General features: G+C 60.8%; 18 protein-coding genes and 1 tRNA gene. 13 read left to right on the top strand and 6 right to left on the bottom strand.

The window, feature by feature from the left end; translation table 11 throughout:
* The 5 genes from ESZ53_RS06600 (at window position 1) to ESZ53_RS06580 (ending at window position 6000) form a co-directional block, all read left to right on the top strand.
* Entirely contained in the window at window positions 1-2211 is a 2211-nt protein-coding gene (locus ESZ53_RS06600) for a hypothetical protein (RefSeq protein ID WP_129072101.1), read from the top strand.
* Window positions 2211-2867 carry a hypothetical protein gene (locus ESZ53_RS06595; protein ID WP_129072100.1) on the top strand — a complete coding sequence of 219 codons (657 nt, stop codon included), beginning with the start codon at window positions 2211-2213 and terminating at the stop codon, window positions 2865-2867. Before ESZ53_RS06600 ends, ESZ53_RS06595 begins: the two co-directional genes overlap by 1 nt.
* Before the next feature lie 49 nt (window positions 2868-2916).
* Window positions 2917-3573 carry a hypothetical protein gene (locus ESZ53_RS06590; RefSeq protein ID WP_129072099.1) on the top strand — a complete coding sequence of 219 codons (657 nt, stop codon included), beginning with the start codon at window positions 2917-2919 and terminating at the stop codon, window positions 3571-3573.
* Between the two features lie 123 nt (window positions 3574-3696).
* Window positions 3697-4275 carry a cysteine hydrolase family protein gene (locus tag ESZ53_RS06585; protein WP_129072098.1) on the top strand — a complete coding sequence of 193 codons (579 nt, stop codon included), beginning with the start codon at window positions 3697-3699 and terminating at the stop codon, window positions 4273-4275.
* Between the two features lie 162 nt (window positions 4276-4437).
* Entirely contained in the window at window positions 4438-6000 is a 1563-nt protein-coding gene (locus ESZ53_RS06580; RefSeq protein ID WP_129072097.1) for a stealth family protein, read from the top strand.
* Between the two features lie 15 nt (window positions 6001-6015).
* On the opposite strand, the gene ESZ53_RS06575 is transcribed toward ESZ53_RS06580, so the two are convergent.
* Window positions 6016-6933 carry a phosphodiesterase gene (locus tag ESZ53_RS06575; protein ID WP_129072096.1) on the bottom strand — a complete coding sequence of 306 codons (918 nt, stop codon included), beginning with the start codon at window positions 6931-6933 and terminating at the stop codon, window positions 6016-6018.
* A 190-nt stretch (window positions 6934-7123) separates the two neighbouring features.
* On the opposite strand from ESZ53_RS06575, the gene ESZ53_RS06570 reads away from it, so the two are divergent.
* On the top strand, window positions 7124-7978 hold the full coding sequence (locus ESZ53_RS06570) for a nuclease-related domain-containing protein (protein WP_129072095.1): 855 nt from the start codon (window positions 7124-7126) through the stop codon (window positions 7976-7978).
* A 21-nt stretch (window positions 7979-7999) separates the two neighbouring features.
* Here ESZ53_RS06570 and ESZ53_RS06565 read toward each other — a convergent pair whose 3' ends face one another.
* From ESZ53_RS06565 to ESZ53_RS06555, 3 genes are all read right to left on the bottom strand, one after another.
* A complete protein-coding gene (locus ESZ53_RS06565) occupies window positions 8000-8854 on the bottom strand; it encodes an NAD(P)-dependent oxidoreductase (RefSeq protein WP_129072094.1) in 855 nt (284 codons plus the stop codon).
* A gap of 49 nt (window positions 8855-8903) precedes the next feature.
* A complete protein-coding gene (locus ESZ53_RS06560; protein ID WP_129072093.1) occupies window positions 8904-9380 on the bottom strand; it encodes a hypothetical protein in 477 nt (158 codons plus the stop codon).
* A 77-nt stretch (window positions 9381-9457) separates the two neighbouring features.
* Window positions 9458-9530, bottom strand: a tRNA-Lys gene (locus ESZ53_RS06555).
* Between the two features lie 25 nt (window positions 9531-9555).
* Between ESZ53_RS06555 and ESZ53_RS06550 the strand changes: the two genes are divergently transcribed.
* Entirely contained in the window at window positions 9556-10185 is a 630-nt protein-coding gene (locus ESZ53_RS06550) for a DNA-directed RNA polymerase subunit beta (protein WP_129072092.1), read from the top strand.
* Between the two features lie 74 nt (window positions 10186-10259).
* Here the strand turns inward: ESZ53_RS06550 and ESZ53_RS06545 are convergent, their stop codons facing one another.
* Window positions 10260-11471 carry a PotD/PotF family extracellular solute-binding protein gene (locus ESZ53_RS06545; protein ID WP_129072091.1) on the bottom strand — a complete coding sequence of 404 codons (1212 nt, stop codon included), beginning with the start codon at window positions 11469-11471 and terminating at the stop codon, window positions 10260-10262.
* Window positions 11472-11984: 513 nt separating this feature from the next.
* Between ESZ53_RS06545 and ESZ53_RS06540 the strand changes: the two genes are divergently transcribed.
* From ESZ53_RS06540 to ESZ53_RS06515, 6 genes are all read left to right on the top strand, one after another.
* Window positions 11985-12581 (top strand): sigma-70 family RNA polymerase sigma factor, encoded by a 597-nt coding sequence (locus tag ESZ53_RS06540; protein ID WP_210403875.1) that lies wholly within the window; start codon window positions 11985-11987, stop codon window positions 12579-12581.
* Complete coding sequence (locus ESZ53_RS06535) at window positions 12578-13480, top strand: anti-sigma factor domain-containing protein (RefSeq protein WP_129072090.1); 903 nt, start codon at window positions 12578-12580, stop codon at window positions 13478-13480. Before ESZ53_RS06540 ends, ESZ53_RS06535 begins: the two co-directional genes overlap by 4 nt.
* Before the next feature lie 48 nt (window positions 13481-13528).
* Window positions 13529-14131, top strand: coding sequence for a hypothetical protein (locus ESZ53_RS06530; RefSeq protein WP_129072089.1), 603 nt, complete (start codon window positions 13529-13531; stop codon window positions 14129-14131).
* Between the two features lie 108 nt (window positions 14132-14239).
* Window positions 14240-14812 carry a copper resistance CopC family protein gene (locus ESZ53_RS06525; protein WP_129072088.1) on the top strand — a complete coding sequence of 191 codons (573 nt, stop codon included), beginning with the start codon at window positions 14240-14242 and terminating at the stop codon, window positions 14810-14812.
* A 7-nt stretch (window positions 14813-14819) separates the two neighbouring features.
* Window positions 14820-15407 (top strand): copper chaperone PCu(A)C, encoded by a 588-nt coding sequence (locus tag ESZ53_RS06520; RefSeq protein WP_129072087.1) that lies wholly within the window; start codon window positions 14820-14822, stop codon window positions 15405-15407.
* Entirely contained in the window at window positions 15408-16682 is a 1275-nt protein-coding gene (locus ESZ53_RS06515) for a Dyp-type peroxidase (RefSeq protein ID WP_129072086.1), read from the top strand.
* A 96-nt stretch (window positions 16683-16778) separates the two neighbouring features.
* On the opposite strand, the gene pstB is transcribed toward ESZ53_RS06515, so the two are convergent.
* On the bottom strand, window positions 16779-17558 hold the full coding sequence (gene pstB / locus ESZ53_RS06510; protein WP_129072085.1) for a phosphate ABC transporter ATP-binding protein PstB: 780 nt from the start codon (window positions 17556-17558) through the stop codon (window positions 16779-16781).
* Window positions 17559-17568: the final 10 nt, after the last annotated feature.

The raw sequence follows: 17568 nt of genomic DNA, 5'->3' as shown, positions 1-17568 counted from the left end.
ATGGGATTCGTCTCTTCGATCAGTGAGTCAGTGTGGAGCGGCGATTCAGGCGAAGCGTGGCGAAGCACCGCTCGTATCTCCGCCAATTCTTCGCTGGAGGTCGAGCGGGTCACGGGCGACATCGCGGCGGCCATGAGCACTTACGTTGATGACTTTGAACGAATTAAAGCGCAGACTCGAGATGCACAAGAAGTGCTTGTTCACGCCCAGAACGTGGTGTGGTCGCTGCCGGAAGAATCCTTCCTGAACATCCCCGGCCGAGTCGAAGAGGCGTGGGAGCGAGCGCGCGCGGTTGAAGCCAGTGCTGAAGCGGCCTACAACATCATGGTTCTTGCTCGGCAACGACAGGACGCTGAAGACGCCCTGATTTCTGCACTAGCGAGTGCGATCCCGACGTCGTGGCCGCTGATCCGCGCGCAATTTACGCGAGTGGGAATTACTGGGGTCGACGATCTTGAACCAGACGAGATCGCTGAGGCCATGCGAGGCCTGGCCGAAGAGTATCTCTCATCAGGTTCGTCGGACGATCAACGCGAGGCTTTTGCCGAGCTGATGGCAGCGTACGGCTCTAATGAGCAGGTCATGTCATCGTTCTTTCAGAAGCTCGGCGGCGCTCAAACGGTAAATCTCATCGATCGACTCGGTCAAGATTTTTGGATGGAGACGAAGGCGAACCCCGAAACACCACCGCAAAGTCTGCCGTCGATTCTGTTAGCGCAGGCACTCCGCAACGGGCTATCGCTGGGTTCCGAATCGTGGTCAGCAGAGACTGCCACTGAATTTGCGAGCACTATTTTGCAAGAAAATGTCACGAGTGCAGACGGCGGTCCAGCCTGGACGAATGTCAATGGCGCGATCGCTTTCTTGTTTTCTGATTCGGCAGAGGCACCGATGGGCTCTCAGCTTTCGCTGGCTGTCGCAAACGAAATCGATGTCATGGAACGCGAAAATGGGTTCTTCCTCAGCGATTCAGAATCCCCCCTTCAAGCAGGGGTTTTGCAGATGATGATCGCTGAGGACTTGCGCTCCGAAGGTTTCAACGATCTAAGCGCGGATGAAGCTCTTTCCACCTCCATGCTTGACGCTGCGGATCGCGTCTTTGAGACGCTGGGGTTGTATCCGGAGCAGGCTTTCGATTTTCTTGCCGACCCCGGTCAGGGCGGCTCCCGCATCGGGTACTGGTTTGGCGAGCGAGATTGGGCATCCCCGACAGGCTTCGACGGGGTCGCCGCATTGTGGTTTGGGGCGGCCCAGGTAGAAGGCGGCCCGAATGCGAACTTCGACTACGACGGCGCAGAGGGCGGCATAGGGCAACAGGAAGCTTCGATGACCGCCCAGATCATCAGAGAGTTAGCGGCTAACCCTGTCTTTGGGGTTGAGAAACTCACAGACGAAGCAGCAGTAGATCTCGCGGGGGCTCTTTCGCTGCACCTCGACGCGATCGCCGCGCTGCAAGCGGAAGGTGCTACGGGGGCCGATAATCCGGATAGCACGTTCAGTCAATGGCAAGGTTTCAGTGGAGAGTATCGCTACGGGCCGAACGTCGACCTGAGCCAAATGGCCGAGGTCTTAGGGCAAGTGGCGGGTAATCCCAGCGGCGCTGTCGTGCTTCGCAGTGCGGCTCTGCAACTGTCAGAAGGCTATTTCGAAGCGTTGGGCCCAGACAGCTCGATGGAAGACATTCAGAGCGCGATGGTTCGATCGAACGTCGTGAGCGGTCTGATCGACGGCGGCGGAGCTGGGGCGCTCATGGGAGCGGCTGAGCGCAGTGACCTAGAGCTTCAGGCCGAGATCTCCAGCGCAGGGGATGCCGCTGGTCTGGTGCTCGGCCTTCTCCCGATCCCCGGCGGTAGTTTGGTCGAAGCCGGAGCCGGTGCGATCACCGACGCGATCGTGGGAGAAGCCCTTGATCGCGTGTTTTCAGATCACTCCACAGCTGCAGCTTTAGATAAAAACGCCGATCTGCTCCGCGGCGAAGCGCTGAGCCACGCCGAATTTGCGAACGCAGTCGCACTCCACGACATTCTCGGCTCGGACAGGGTGGGTGGCTATCCGCGCTTCAGTGGCCTGGCAGGAGAAGAGCAAGGCTGGCTCGCCGGATTTTACCAATCGGGCGGTGTGGCAGAGGAGTTCAGAACTGACGGCTGGCTTGTTCGATACGAGCAGGCGTATGCGGCAGCTCAGGGTGATGCAAACGAAGGAATTTACTAGTGAAGATCTGTGCCCCCGTGGTCGTTGTGTTGGCGCTTTCCGCAACACTTTCCAGTTGCGTTGCCGAGCCTGAGGTAGAGCGGGTGTGGCCGACAGTTTTCGAGACTCCGGACATCGTGTATTCGGTCGAGCCGGTGTCGGAGCTGGACGATAACGAGTGGGTGCAAGCTGCTCAAGCCTCGGCGTTGGGATATCACCTAGCTTTGAATCTCGGCGATTTCAGTATCGAACAGTTCACCGCTACCCGTGAACCTGAAACTGCCGAAGATCAGTACTTGGGGTGGCGGAGCAAGTACACGAGCACTGATGACGGACTGGCTCCGCCGCACTACAAGGGTCCGCGAGTTCTGTTGCCGCTGTCTGTCGAGATGACGGGCGAGAACACGGCAACGGTGCGATTCTGTAACGCTACGACTGAAGACGAAATTTACACCCCTGAGATTCTCGCGGATGGCCGGGAGATTTCCGTTCGCTTGGTGCGAGTAGATTCGCGGATACTTGAGGTCCTTACGGTCCCCTCGGCGATACGGTGCGATGCGACTGGGGCGGGTGTGGGGGTTTACGATCCGCAGTTCGAGCCGTTGGAGCCGATGGACGCTGCCGATGCGCCGCCGCCGTATGAGGATCTTTGGTACACCCCCGGCCCTCAGCGGTAGTGCCGTTGCAGAGCGTTGGGCCAACTGATGCAAACGAAGGAATTTTCTAGTGAAGATTTGTGCCCCCGTGGTCGTTGTGTTGGCGCTTGCCGCAACGCTCTCCAGCTGCGTCGCGGAGCCGGAGGTAGAGCGAGTGTGGCCGACGGTGTTCGACACTCCGGGCATCGTGTATTCGGTCGAGCCGGTATCGGATTTTGATGACAATGGATGGGTGCAGGCTGCTCAAGCTTCGGCCCTTGGTGTTGACCTAGCGGTAAGCCTCGGTGATTTCAGTATCGAACAATTCACCGCGACGCGCGAAAGGGAAAGGGCAGAAAGTCAGTACTTGTGGTGGCGAAGCGAGTACACGAGCACTGATGACGGTCTGGCTCCGCCGCACTACAAGGGACCTCGGGTGCTGTTGCCGTTATCTGTAGAGATGACGGGCGAGAACACGGCAACCGTGCGATTCTGTGACGCAACGACAGAGAGCGAAATCTATTCTCCTGACGATATTGCGGATGGACGGGAGTTTGAGGTTCGGCTGGTGCAAGTAGATTCGCGGATCCTTGAGGTCCTTACGGTCCCCTCGGCGATCCGTTGCGATGCGACTGGGGCGGGTGTGGGAGTTTACGATCCGCAGTTCCCGCCGTTGGAGCCTATGGAAGCTGCCGATGCGCCGCCGCCGTATGAGGATCTCTGGTACACCCCAAAACTCCCGAATTAGCGGAATCGCCTTCGTCATGCTCGCTTAGCCGTTTCGTCTACTGGGGTCGCTTGCCAGGTAGTGCGCAACGTACCTTCTCGGGCTACTATTCGGGGTAAGTCTCGGCTAAACCCGGAGGTCGCAATGGCTGCAGCACTCATCGTTGTCGATGTACAGCAAGGTTTTGATGATGCTGCCTACTGGGGGCCTCGCAATAATCCTGACTGCGAATCCAACATCGGGGTGCTCATCGGCCACTGGCGTCGCAAAGGCTGGCCCATTGTCTATGTGCGCCACGACTCTCAGGACGAGACCTCGCCGCTGCATCCGAGCGCTGCGGGCAACGCGTTCAAAGAGATGCTGGCCGGCACTCCTGATCTGCTTGTCACCAAGAGTGTGAACTCGAGTTTTCATGGCACCCCCGACCTCGACGAGTGGCTGAAAGCATCCGCTATCGAGTCGATTGTGATCTGCGGCATCACCACCAATCACTGCTGCGAGACCACCGCACGCGTGGGTGGCAACCTCGGCTACGACGTGACGTTCGTGATCGATGCCACCCACACATTTGACCGGGATGGCCCCTTCGGCGAAGAAGTGGAGGCCGACGAGCTCTCCCGCATCACCGGAGTGAACGTACACGATGAGTTCGGCACCGTTGCGTTGACCCACGACATAGTCGGCCCTGGGTCGAGCGCTGGCTACGGCGGAGTGGTGATTTAGGGCTCTGAAGCGGGGCCATGATCGGCTAGCGCGGGGGAGTGTCACTGTGGGTCGGCGGCAACACCACGGTTGTCCTTAGTACCGGCTATTCTCAAAGAAGCTAACGGCACACCGATTTTCGGTCGCTGGGCACCTCAGCCAAGCTTTAACGACGGGGCCCCCATGATTGATCATGTTTCTTCTCCCGCGGTTGTGAACCGTGACGACGTTGTTCTGCACGATGGACTGCTCGCACTGAGCAATGACACCCTGACGCCGCGCGAAGCGGTGCGTGATGACCTCTTGTTTCTGCGCGGAGTCCTTGACAATGCGGAGATTTCTTTCCTGCTCGTGCGTGGAGACGGTGAAACTCCGGTTCTGGCGGTCGATTGGAAAGACCGCAAGGCGCTGAAGATTGCTTTGGTCGCTGCGTGTCAGAATGAGCCGTTTTATGTGAAGCCAGCGCGCATCAAAGAGAGTGGCAAGCCTGTCGCCTCGGATGCTCGTGATAGCCCCGTTCTCGTGGCCGATGGCGTGCTGGTCTCGGCGATCAAGGCGAAAGCGATGATGCTGTTCCGCCCTCGCGTTGAGCCCGCCGGAAGGCTCCGCTTCGACGCGCCCTTCGGTGTGCGTCTCGAACTGTGGGAACACGTGCGCGATGAAGTCGTTGCGCCCAACCCAAACGCTCTCATGCGTCGCTGGCTACCGCGCAGTGAAGCAATGAGTGACACCGTCGAGTTTTATGGCCAGTCGTGGCCGACGCTCAAAGGTATGTTCGACCCGTTGGCCAGCGACATCCGGTTCGACATCGACATCGTGTTCTCGTGGGTCGATGGCGCTGAGGTGGAATGGCAAAAGGCGCGGGCTGCCCGCATGGCGAACTTCGTTGTGGGCGAGGGCGATGACTCAGAGGCCCGTTTTAGGCAGTTGGATGAACTGAAGTACGCGCTGCGTTCAATCCACCTGTTCGCCCCCTGGATTCGCAACATTTACATTGCCACTGATTCACCTCGTCCGGCATGGTTGGCCGAGCATCCTCGGGTCACGTTGATGCGCAGTGAAGACTTCTTCGCGAACCACGACGATCTGCCGACCCATAACTCTCACGCGGTCGAAAGTCAGCTGCACAACATCCCCGGTCTCAGTGAACATTTCTTGTATTCCAACGACGACATGTTCTTCGGCCGTTCGGTAAGCCCCTCCGCCTTCTTCACTCCGGGAGGAATCTCAAAGTTCATTGAAGCCCGCACTCGTATTGGTCTGGGAGCGAGCAGCATTGAGCGGTCGGGCTTCGAGAATGCGGCCCGTGTGAACCGCCGGCTTTTGCAAGAAAAATTCGGTGCCACGATCACTCGTCACCTAGAGCACGCGGCAACCCCGTTGCGCATCTCGGTCATGAAAGAGCTCGAGCACACCTTCCCAGAAGACTTTGCCCGCACGAGCGCGAGCGCATTCCGGCAAGCAACCGACGTGTCGGTAACGAACTCGCTGTATCACTACTACGCGCTACTCAGCGGCAAGGCGATGATTCAGGCGGATGCCAAGGTCAAGTACGTCGACACGACTTCGCTCGAAGGTTTGCGCAAGATGCGCTCGCTGTTGCGCAAGCGCTCGAGTGACTTCTTTTGCCTCAACGATGGCAGTTTCCCCGAGATCTCGGCCGAAGATCGCGCGTCGGCCGTGCGCTCGTTCCTGGACGAGTACTACCCGGTTGCTGCCCCGTGGGAGCTGCCCGAAGCAGAATAGCGCTACGCGCGTGATCTATACCGCGACGGTGGCGGGCACGACGTGCGGGTTGATGGGCGGCGCGATGGTGATTCCTTCGCGCTCCAAAATTCCGGCGGTTTCCTCCGGCGTGACGTACGACAGGCTGCCATAGTCGCCCAGTGGCACGACCGAGTGCAGCACTGTTTCGTCATAGACGTGCACGAGGTTGAACGACTGGGCACCATCCCGACCGCGCGTACCGCCGACGGGCACGTTGAGGTCTTGCGTGTAGCAAGTCGCTGATGCTACTGAGACGGGGATGCCGGCAAACGTGGCGGTTGTCGAGTAGTGCAGGTGGCCGGCAATGATGCTGCGGATGTCGCTGCCGCGAATCACTGCGGCGAGTTCTTTTTGGGAGCGCAGTTCGACCGTGACGGCAAGATCGAGCACGGTGGGTACCGGAGGGTGGTGCATGGCGAGAATGGTGCCGTGGGGTGCCGGGGTGGCGAGTTCGTTCTGCAACCACAGCAGCTGGGCATCCGAAATATCGCCATGGTGGGCGCCCGGAACGGTCGAGTCGAGCGCAATGATGCGCAATCCATTCACGTTCACCACGCGGTCGATGGGCGCTGTGGTGGCGGGCTCGTCAAGAAGGGTGGTCGTAAAGGTGCTGCGGTCGTCGTGGTTGCCCATGACCCACACCACTTGGGCGCCGAGGCGGTGGGCGACAGGCTCAACGATCTCACGGAGCGCACGGTAGGCGGCAGCTTCTCCCTTGTCAGCGAGGTCGCCTGTGATCACGATTGCTTCGGGGCGTGACCCGGATGCTTCGAGCTCGGCAAACAATTGCCGCAATTTGGTTTCACTGTCGAGACTGTCATACAGGCGCCGACCACCAGCCAGAAGGTGCACGTCGCTGAGATGTAACACGTAGTGGTCGGGTCGAGGGTACTGCGACACGTAGCCGGTCATGGGCGTAGTCCAGCACCCGAACATGGATGCGCGGTGAACATCGTGCGGCAAGTTGCGCACCGTCCCCCGGTTTCTGCGGATCGGGGTCGGATGGTGTGACCCGGTTTGGGGGCGTTATCAGCGCGGTCGAGAGTCACAAGCGAGATAGCCTCGTTTTGAAGGTGCTCAGGGGAGTGCTCGTGGGGGAAGAATGACTGACGAACTACGCGCTGCCCGACCCGTTTCTCGGCCGGCAGCGCCAACTGATCTCACCAATCGGCCCGCGGCTTACTCGGTCATAGCGGAGCTGTTTCGGGTTCAGGAAACGATGGCGCAGCGTTCGCTGTTTCGTCGCATTTTCGGCTTCAGGCCGGTTCATCCGGATGCCCAAAGCTGGTTTTCAGGGGCGATCGGAGAGCGTGCCGTGGGGAGACTGCTCGCGCAGCTGGGGCCCGAGTGGACTGTTCTACACGCCGTCCCCGTGGGATCAGGCGACAGCGATATCGATCACGTGGTGATCGGGCCGCCCGGTGTGTTCACCATCAACACCAAGCGCCATCCCGGCAAAAAGATCTGGGTCGGCGAACGCATACTCATGGTGGCGGGCCAGAAAACGGACCACCTCCGGAACTCCCGCCACGAAGCAAAGCGCGCGGCCGCGCTGTTGGCGAAGGCCGCTGGCGTCGCCGTGGACGTGCATCCGATTGTGGCAATCGTCGAACCGGCATCCTTCGCTTTCAAGCAGAGACCCGCGGACGTCAGCATCATGGATGCGCGCGCTCTCCCTCGGTGGCTGAAGCGGCGCAGGGCCGTGCTGGCCCCGGTCGAACTCTCGCGAATTGTCGACGCTGCGACTGAGGCTCGAACCTGGCACCCGACTGCGGAACTTTCGATCGATGCAACCGCTATCGATCGCTTCGCTGACCTCAAGGGCGAAGACACTCGCGCGCGGATCGTGCGAGTGGTGTGGGCAAGCGCCGCCGCCATAGCGGTCGCCCTCGTGGCCTACAACTACGTTTTGCCGACGATCTCGGCGGCGATGATCGCGGGCGTGGGTGCCCTGTAGCGACAGGGCTGTCAGGCTGAGCTAGTCCCGCCAGCTGTGCTGCGGCACCCAGCCGAGCAACCGCTCGGCTTTGGCGATCGACGTGAGCGACGTGTTGACTCCGAGCTCGCCGCGAACTTCCACGCCGGGGAACACTTCGGCGAGCAACTCCGCATTGGGGCGGGTCATAACGGTGTCGGCGGCAAAGATGTTGAAGACGTCGTAGCCGGGGCGGGAGGTTTCCAGAGCCCGACGGATGGCGTTGGCGCCGTCGCGAGCATCGATGTAACCCCAGAGGTTCCACGACCGCTGCCGGGCATCCGCATCGAAGCTCGGAAACTCGGCGTAATCGGCGGGGTCCATCACGTTAGAGAACCGGAGTGCGGTGATGCTGAGGGTGGGGTCCCAGCGCACAAACTTCTGCGCCATCTCTTCTTCGAGGTGCTTCACCATCGAGTAGGTCGACTCGGGGCGTGTCTCGTACTCCTCGTCGAGCGGGATGTACGGCGGGGGAGTCTCGAACGGCAGCCCAAGCACGGTCTCGCTTGAGGCGTAGGCGATCGTCTTAATGCCGAGTCGCTTGCACGCCTGAAAGACGTTGAAGGTCGCGTTCATATTGTTGTGGAAGGTGGCCGCATCCGACCACAGGCCTGGTGCGGGGATCGCGCCGAGGTGAGCAACGGCATCCAGACCCTCATGCCGGTCATTGACACCAGCGAGAGCATCCACCACTTGGCCGTAGTCAGTGAGCTCGACGTGCGTGAACTGAGTGCGATCAGGGCCAGCCATGTCGAGCACGATCACCGTGTGGCCGGCGGCACGCAAGCCGGCAACGGTCGCGCGCCCGAGCTTGCCATTTCCGCCCGTGACGGCGATGCGAAGGGGAGAGGATGACATGGCTAGCTCCTTAGCGAGGGTGCGGATGAAGTAAACAGTGGCCACGACGTTAGGCGCGGGCAGGAAACTCGGCGAGCTCCGCCTCCCACTCGGCGACGGCGTGCCGCAGGTCACGCGGGCCGATCGTAAGATCCATGTAAAACTCCCGCTCACTCGTCACGCTCGGCGGTTGCGACTCGAGCCAGAGAAACACACGGAGAACGACGGCAGCCGGATCGAAGCTCACAACGCCGAATCCGAGGTTCGGTTCGAGGTGGGTCTGAGTGGGCTGCAGCGAATCCATGCCGTCCGCAGCCAGTGGCTCGATAAGCCCACGAGCAGCGCGCATCAACCAGGTGCCGAGGCTGCGGGCCTCCTCCACCAGTAAACAAGGCTCGAGAAAATTCCACTCCTCGGAGCCGCATCGCGCACGCCCGTCGATCAGCAGCCAGTTGGCTTCGTAGGGATCGGTGTGCACATCCTCGAATTGGTAGGACATGGGCTCGAGACTGAGATAGTCCGATCCCGCAGCGTCCCGTAACTCCATAGTCAGGAGCCTAATCGCGGGCGGCTGTGACAGCCGCAAAGAATCGCATCACGTGCTCGTGTGAGCGAAGAAAAATGTGGGCCCGCCGGGACTCGAACCCGGGACCCGCGGATTAAAAGTCCGATGCTCTACCAACTGAGCTACAGGCCCTACATGTTAAGCGTACCGTGATCTTATGGCCGAAAATTTCCATAAGCCCACGCAGTACTCGACAGATAAGTTTGACACATACGAAGGCGGACAAGATCCGGCCCAAATAATGCGCGCTGCCCACGATACAGCCCACGCGCTGCTTGAAGGTGCACGAAACTCGGATGACCCTGCCGTACTCGAGCGAATCATCGCCTATACCGACCAAAACGGTATCGATGCTCTCGCCGAGTTGTGGTCGCGATCGAGCGCCGGCAGCCTACCGGGCGCGCTCTGGCGTATCTATTTGCTGCGTGCCGTCATCCAGCAGGATGCGGTCGGTACAAGCCTGCTCTTTCAACGCGGCATTGACACTCTCGCCACAATTGACGCTGCCGTCACGGGAGCAGTGAATCCCACGGGCCCGAACGAGATCAAAGATCTGGCGGATCAGATTCTGCGCGGCCTTTTTGATGGCGACTTCGGTGTTGCCCTCGATCGCGCAGCATCCTTCAGCCGCATCCTTGCTTCGGGCGCGGGAAGCGTCGCTGACGATCAGGAACTGCTCAACCCGGAACGCGCGAGCGAACTCACTACCCGAGCCGATCGATACGCCCGGATGGCGACCGAGTTCACGGCGTGCGCAAAACTATTTCGCGCCGGCTCGCTCGACTGAGACCCGTGCCGCAGCGGGCAAGCCCAGCCGCAGTGGTGAAGCCTAGCCGCGGCTCGCAAGTCAGGCCTTGGATATTAAGAACCGAGCAGCACCCGCTGGAACGCCGTGTTGAAGGTCTGTTCTTCTGAACTGTCGAGTCCGCGAAAGACGTAGGAACGAGCGAGCATGTCGTCATCCGGAAAAATGAGGGTGTTGTTGGCGAGCGCGGGGTCGATCGCTGCCGCCGCTTCTTTGGCGCCCGCTACTGGCGTGATGTAGTTCACGTAGGCGGCGACCTCAGCGGCAACAGCCGGGTCGTAGTAGTAATTAATGAGTTCTTCTACGTTCGACTTTGCGGGGCTGCCAATCGGCACCATGAAGTTGTCGTTCCAGATTGCTCCGCCCGCCTCGGGAACGGCGAAACCCCACTTGTCGCCGTGCTCAGCATTGAGCTGGACGATGTCGCCTGACCACACGATTGCGGCGACCGTGGCGCCGCTAATGAGGTCGTCCATGTAGGAGTTTCCGGAGAAGTTCAGAATTTGGCCGGCGGAGACCTGCTTACTGAGTTCCTCTAAAGCGGTGTCGTATTCGTCGACGCCCCAGTCGCCCGAGATATCCACGCCCTGATCCAGCATGATGAGTCCCATGGTGTCGCGCATTTCCGAGAGCGCGCCTACGCGACCTTTGAGCTCAGGGTTCCATAGATCCTGAACTGAACGCAGTCCAGCGGGCAACTGTTCCTTGTTCCAGGCGATCCCCGCAAATCCACCTTGGTAGGGAACGCTCATCTCCCGCCCGGGGTCGAAATCAACATCTTTGAGCGCCGGGAGCAAGTTGGCAATATTGGGGATGTTGGCGTGATCGAGCTTTTGGATGTAGCCGAATCGAATGAGGCGGGCCACAATCCAGTCGGTGAGACACACGACGTCAGTTCCGATGTCCTGACCGAGCGAGAGCCGGCCGTTGACGTCCGCGTAATAAGTGTTGTTGTCGTCTACGACCTCGTTGTACACGACGTTGATTCCGGTCTGGGCGGTGAAGGCGTCGATCGTCGGGTAGGTGCCGTCATCGTTGACGTCGACGTAGAGTGCCCAGTTGTCCCACCGCACGGTGCTGTTGGTTTCGCTCGTGTCTTCGGCAGCGGTCAGGCCGTTGCGGGAGCTGGGGGCACAGGCGGCGAGTGCCAGTCCCGTCGCGCCGGCTGCGGCCCCCGAGAGCAGAGTGCGTCGGCTCATGGTCGATTGTCGGGCTTGGCGCACGAGCTCGCGGATCATGGGGTCGGCGGGTAACGGCTTTTGTTTCATCGCATTCTCCAAGCGATCTTCGCGGTCACGCGGATGTTGCCGAGCAAGTATCGGCTTTATCGATATTTGCACACGCACACGCCCGAATCGCTAAAAAAGATCAAATCGCTCGGGGATGCGCGCGATTCGAGGTGTGTGAGCTGCCTCAGCGCACACTCAGGTGCGCTTTTGCTACACTTTTCATCGCCGGGCCACAGTAACCCCGGGCTCCAAAATTAGCCGCTTAGAGCGGCCCTGCGTCGTGAGGCGTTCTCTGTGGCCCGGCTTTTTAGCGCCCTCAGCGCGCCTCTCCGAGCCCATCCGTGCCCCTCCGTGCCCTGTTTCTCGCCGCTGAATGTTCTCGACGGCTACTTCGGCACACGACCAAACCCTTTGCGCAAGGGCACCGAATTACCCACCAGTGAAAGCAACCGATGACAACCAGCGTCGGCCCCGCATCCACTGACTGAAGATTCGCTGCTGAACCCTACGAACTGCGATGAAGGAGCACAGGAACCTGTCATGCTTGACCTTATGTCTCGTGAAGCTGATGTCGGCGTAACGCCCGAAGATTCGGGCGTGCCTGCCACGAGCCCGCAAGACCTATTAGAGCGTGTCGCCACTGGAGATCAGGCCGCATTTAGCGAACTGTACGACCAGATGGCCCCTCGAGTTTTTGGACTCGTCAAGAGGCTCCTGCGCGACCATTCGCAGTCCGAAGAAGTAATGCAAGAAATCTTCTTAGAGATTTGGCAAACCGCAACCCGATTCGATGCGAATAAGGGTGCAGCGGTGAGTTGGATTCTCACGATGGCTCACCGCCGAACTGTTGACCGTGTACGTGCATCGCAGTCGTCTCGCGACCGCGACGTTCGTATCGGCATCCGTGATCACAACCCGGACTACGATCACGTCTCAGAAACCATTGAAGTCCGACTCGAACACGAAAGGGTAGAGAAGGCCATGTCCCGACTGACAGAACTCCAGCGCCAAGCTGTCTCCCTTGCGTATTACGGCGGCTATAGCCACAGTGAGGTGGCGACCATGCTCAAGGTTCCCGTTGGCACTGTAAAAACCCGACTACGTGATGGAATGATCCGCTTACGCGACGAAATGGGGGTGGCATCATGAACGACCGCAACGACGACATCGCCGCCCAGTCTGGCGCTTACGCTCTCAACGCGTTGAGCCCAGAAGAGCGCGAAGCATTCGAGAAGCACCTCGCTGCTTCCCACGAAACCCGCACCGAAACCACCGAGTTGTCTGACACGGCGGTGGCGCTCGGAATGGCTATTGACCCGGTCACGCCGCCCCCTGCCCTCAAGGCAAACCTCATGGCGATGATTGCGCAGACTCCGCAATTGCCGCGCGAGGCAGACGTCGCTGTAGCGACTGACGATACGTCGAGCAGCGTGGATGACGCATCCGCGCCTCTCTCCAACGTCACGCCTCTGGCGGCTTCGGTTTCGCTCGCGGCTGACGATTCGGCTGAGCAGTCGAGCACCTCGGCTGCTGCCCCGGCAACACCCGCGGAGCGCAAGGCCCAGGCTCGCTGGTTCACGCGTCCGGCGACTGCGTTGGCGGCTGTCGCCGCGGCAGTGGCACTTATCGTTACCGGTGGAGTTGTTGCCGAATCAATCGGCCGCACGTCAGTTGAGCAGTCAAGTTTTGCGGTTGCTCAGGCAGACCAACTCGCGGCGATCAACGCCGCCAGCGATTCACAGCGTCTCGTATCTACCGTTGCGGGGGGCGCCACGGCGACCTTCGTGTGGTCGGGGGAGCTCGCGTCATCCGCTGTCATCGTGGATGGTCTTGAGGCTTTGCCCGCCGACCAGGTCTATGAGCTCTGGTACATCGACGAGGCGGGCGCTCGCCCGGCCGGCCTCATGAATGCTGCTGACGATGGCCCCACCTGGCGTGTGCTCGATGGCGATATGGCTATCGGTGATGTTGTGGGTGTCACGATCGAACCCAAGGGCGGCTCTGATGCGCCAACCACCGACCCGATTGTGGTCTTCGAAAGCGCGTAAACTGGTGTCGAGCCTCGGAGGCGAGGCTCGACTACCTAGGGAGTAATCATGATCGGCAGGGGAACCCAAGTTCTCCGCGCGCTGATCGTCGCTGCCTTCTCGGTGTTCATCGCCGCTACTGCCCACATTTTTGGCGGCGGCAGCGCCCCCAGCTGGGTAGCTCTCGTTCTTGCCCTCACTTTCGCCGCGCTCATCAGCATCCCGCTCGTCGGTAAGCGGATGTCGCTGACCCGCGTCGCGGTGGCGGTCACGATTGCTCAAACCTTCTTCCATACCGTTTTCGCGGTCATCGGCAATCCCGCTAACGTCGTTGCCCAGTCGGTCGGGCATCATGACGTCGCCTTCTCGGCGGCCACCGGGGCGATCAACCACGGAGCGCACGGCGCCGGTGCCATGACCGCCGGCCACATCATCGCGGGCATCATCACGATCGTGGCCCTGCGCCAAGGCGTTACTGCTCTTGGTTCGATCGCCGCGAGCGCTGGCCGCCAACTTCGCCGACTTTTTTCGCCGCAGGGCATTCCCGTCGTCATCCGACGCACGGTGGAGGCAAGCGCGGTCTGCCGTGACGACATCACTGCAACGCTCCAGTCGTTGCGTTCCGTTGTCAGCCTGAGAGGGCCACCGACCGTCAGCGCTGTCTTCTCCTAACCTTCTCTGCAGTGCGGTGGTCTTGTGCTGCCCCTGCGCGGTCGCACGCGCCTGTCGTGATGGCACGGCGCGCGCTTCCGCAATGACAACGGAAAGCTGACAACTCAGATGACGTATCTGCGTACTTGTACGCGCGTACTCGGGGGAGCGTTTCTTGCTGCTCTGCTCGTGTTCGCGTTGCCTCAGGTGGCGTCCGCTCATGATCAGATCATCGAGCAGACTCCGAATGAGAGCGAGGTGCTTGAGGTCGCGCCCACCGAGATCACTCTCGAATTCACGGGTGAACTGATGGACATCACTCAACTCGCCATGGTGGTGGATGCCGACGGCACCGACTGGGTCAGCGGACCCATGCAGGTGACGAGACGCACCGCCGTGCAACCACTGCTTCCCGACCTGCCCGATGGCAGCTATCAGGTGCGGTGGCGTGTGGTGTCGAGCGATGGCCACCCGATTTCGGGCAGCTTCGAATTTGCGGTCGGTCAGGAGACTCCGGGGGCCACTTTTGGGCTCGACGAGGAAGCCTTGGCTGAGAATGACGCGGCGACAACCACTGCAGAAAATTCGACACCGAGCTTAAGCCCGCTCGTTGTCACCAGTTTTATCGGTGCCGGAATTGGCATCGCCTTTTTTGCCGGAGTCATCGCAGCGCGATGGTTCTGGATTCGACGAAAGAAGTAATACCGAAATGATTCGTACTACACGCACCAAGAACGCCTTCAGCCTGATCGCAGTTCTCGCAGCAGGAGCGCTCGCTCTCGCTGGATGCTCGACCACGGCATCCACTGACAGCGAGTCCGACGACATGGAGTCGATGGCGACCACGCTCACGACTTCTGACACCTGGGTCAAGGCGATCGACAGCGGTATGACGGCCGCGTTCGGCATGGTCGAGAACCCCACCGATGCCGACATCACGATCGTGTCGGCGACTACCAGTGCGTCTGACATGACCGAGCTTCACGAGACGCTCGAGAATGAGTCGGGCGACATGGTTATGCAGCCGATCGAAGGCGGTTTCACCGTACCGGCAGGTGGAATGCTCATGCTGGAGCCCGGTGGAAACCACATCATGATCATGGGCGTCGCCGACCCAATTCTGGCGGGCGACGACGTGACTGTCACACTCACGCTCGACGACGGCAGCGCCGTCGAGTTCACGGCTCCGGCCAAGGACTACTCGGGTGCCAACGAGAATTACGAGGGCGACGATGACATGGACATGGACATGGACGACGGCGACATGGACCACGATGACATGGAGATGAACGAATAATTGTCTGAACCAATAGAGCCCGACACTTCGCGTCGGCTCTCGCGGCGGCACCTCCTCTGGGGCGGTGCCGCCGCGGCGGGCGTCGGCGCGGCAACAGCAGCCGGAGTGAGCATCGTTGGCAACACTTCGGGATCGGTCGCGCCGACGAGCGTCGGTGAGGGTTCCCAGCCCGGCGGCACCGGGGAGTTCACTCCACAAGAGGCCTTCGAGGGAGCTGTGCCTTTCTACGGCGCGCACCAGGCCGGAATCGAAACGCCAGCGCAATCCAACGCCGTGTTCATTGCGCTCGATCTGCGTGACGATGTCGATGCCGCTGGTCTGCGGCGGCTGATGGGCGTGCTGACGGATGACGCGGCTCGCCTCACGGCAGGCCAGCCCGCGCTGGCTGACTCTGAGCCCGAGCTCGCGGTCATCCCGGCACAGCTCACGGTCACCTTTGGCTTCGGGCCGCGCGTGGTGGCGCTCGCCGGAAAGTCGGCGCCCGACTGGCTGCGCCCGCTACCCGCCTTCGGTATCGACCAGCTCGACCCGGCGTATTGTGACGGCGACCTGCTTCTTCAAATCGCTGCCAACGATCCGCTGACGGTGACCCACACCGCGCGCATGCTGCTGAAGGACGCACGCAGCTTTGCTCTGCCGCGGTGGTCGCAGAGCGGTTTTCGACGCGCTGCGGGAGCCGAGAATCCGGCGGCCACCATGCGCAACCTCTTCGGCCAGCTGGATGGAACCGGCAATCCCACGCCGGGCACCACAGAATTCAACGAGGCCGTCTGGAGTACCGACGTTCCGTCGTGGCTCGAGGGCGGCACGAGCTTCGTGCTGCGTCGCATCTTCATGGACCTCGATGGCTGGGACAAGATCGACCGCCTCGGCCGGGAAGAAACCATCGGCCGTACTCTCGACACCGGAGCGCCCCTCACCGGCACCGTGGAGGGCGATGAGCCCGACCTGGAGGCGAAGGACCGGCTCGGGTTCCCCGTTATCCCCGCGTTCGCGCACGTTCGTCGGGCCAAGGAGCACGAGGCTGCGAACAAGATGTTCCGTCGGGGCTATAACTACGACGACATCGTGCTGGCGGGCGCCGAGAGCGTCTCCAACTCGGGCCTTCTGTTCGCTGCCTTCCAAGCGGATGTCGACAAACAGTTCGTGCCCGTGCAGAAAGCCCTCGACACGCTCGACCTGCTCAACACCTGGACCACGCCCGTCGGTTCAGCAGTCTTCGCGATTCCACCCGGCTGCGAGCCCGGCGGCTACATCGGAGACACCCTCTTCTAAAGCGCGCATCTCGAGACAACAGAAAAGCCCCCGGCCAGATAAGGCGCGGGGGCTTTTTCGTGTTGCTAGCGGGCAACCGCGATCTCCGAAAGCTCGTTATCCGAACTTGCCGGAGACGTAGTCTTCGGTGGCCTGAACACTGGGGTTCGAGAAGATCGTGGTGGTGTCGTCGTATTCGATGAGCTTGCCGGGAGCGCCGGTGCCCGCAATGTTGAAGAAGGCGGTGCGGTCAGAGACGCGCGAGGCCTGCTGCATGTTGTGGGTCACGATTACGATCGTGTACTCCTGCTTGAGTTCCTCGATGAGGTCTTCAATGGCGAGCGTTGAGATGGGGTCGAGGGCCGAGCACGGCTCATCCATCAGTACGACGTCAGGCTTGACGGCGATAGCGCGAGCAATGCAGAGACGTTGCTGCTGGCCACCGGAGAGGCCCGAGCCTGGCTTCTCGAGGCGGTCCTTGACCTCCTTCCAGAGGTTGGCGCCCACAAGCGATGATTCAACGAGGTCGTCAGCGTCACTCTTGCTGATGCGGCTGTTGTTGAGCTTGACGCCGGCGAGCACATTGTCGCGAATCGACATCGTGGGGAACGGGTTGGGGCGCTGGAACACCATGCCCACCTGGCGACGCACGTTCACGGGGTCGACGCCGGGGCCGTAGAGGTTGTTGCCGTCGATGAGAACTTCACCCTCGACGTAAGCGCCCGGGATGACCTCATGCATGCGGTTGAGCGTGCGCAGGAAGGTCGACTTGCCACAACCGGATGGACCGATGAAGGCGGTAACCGTGCGGGGCTCAATCGTGAGCGAGACGCCCTCTACAGCGCGAAACTTGCTGTAGTAGACGTTGAGATCATTGACTTCAATACGCTTTGACACGAGTTAGGGT

The organism is Salinibacterium sp. UTAS2018 (assembly GCF_004118935.1).
Classification (GTDB): Bacteria; Actinomycetota; Actinomycetes; order Actinomycetales; family Microbacteriaceae; genus Rhodoglobus.
This window is presented reverse-complemented; position numbering and strand designations above follow the sequence as displayed.

Excerpts from the sequence above, each read along its gene's own strand:
- ESZ53_RS06600 (WP_129072101.1), top strand. The coding sequence starts at position 1 with ATGGGATTCGTCTCTTCGATCAGTGAGTCAGTGTGGAGCGGCGATTCA.
- ESZ53_RS06585 (WP_129072098.1), top strand. The coding sequence starts at position 3,697 with ATGGCTGCAGCACTCATCGTTGTCGATGTACAGCAAGGTTTTGATGAT.
- ESZ53_RS06580 (WP_129072097.1), top strand. The coding sequence starts at position 4,438 with ATGATTGATCATGTTTCTTCTCCCGCGGTTGTGAACCGTGACGACGTT.
- ESZ53_RS06575 (WP_129072096.1), bottom strand. The coding sequence starts at position 6,933 with ATGACCGGCTACGTGTCGCAGTACCCTCGACCCGACCACTACGTGTTA.
- ESZ53_RS06570 (WP_129072095.1), top strand. The coding sequence starts at position 7,124 with ATGACTGACGAACTACGCGCTGCCCGACCCGTTTCTCGGCCGGCAGCG.
- ESZ53_RS06565 (WP_129072094.1), bottom strand. The coding sequence starts at position 8,854 with ATGTCATCCTCTCCCCTTCGCATCGCCGTCACGGGCGGAAATGGCAAG.
- ESZ53_RS06560 (WP_129072093.1), bottom strand. The coding sequence starts at position 9,380 with ATGGAGTTACGGGACGCTGCGGGATCGGACTATCTCAGTCTCGAGCCC.
- ESZ53_RS06550 (WP_129072092.1), top strand. The coding sequence starts at position 9,556 with ATGGCCGAAAATTTCCATAAGCCCACGCAGTACTCGACAGATAAGTTT.
- ESZ53_RS06545 (WP_129072091.1), bottom strand. The coding sequence starts at position 11,471 with ATGAAACAAAAGCCGTTACCCGCCGACCCCATGATCCGCGAGCTCGTG.
- ESZ53_RS06540 (WP_210403875.1), top strand. The coding sequence starts at position 11,985 with ATGTCTCGTGAAGCTGATGTCGGCGTAACGCCCGAAGATTCGGGCGTG.
- ESZ53_RS06535 (WP_129072090.1), top strand. The coding sequence starts at position 12,578 with ATGAACGACCGCAACGACGACATCGCCGCCCAGTCTGGCGCTTACGCT.
- ESZ53_RS06530 (WP_129072089.1), top strand. The coding sequence starts at position 13,529 with ATGATCGGCAGGGGAACCCAAGTTCTCCGCGCGCTGATCGTCGCTGCC.
- ESZ53_RS06525 (WP_129072088.1), top strand. The coding sequence starts at position 14,240 with ATGACGTATCTGCGTACTTGTACGCGCGTACTCGGGGGAGCGTTTCTT.
- ESZ53_RS06520 (WP_129072087.1), top strand. The coding sequence starts at position 14,820 with ATGATTCGTACTACACGCACCAAGAACGCCTTCAGCCTGATCGCAGTT.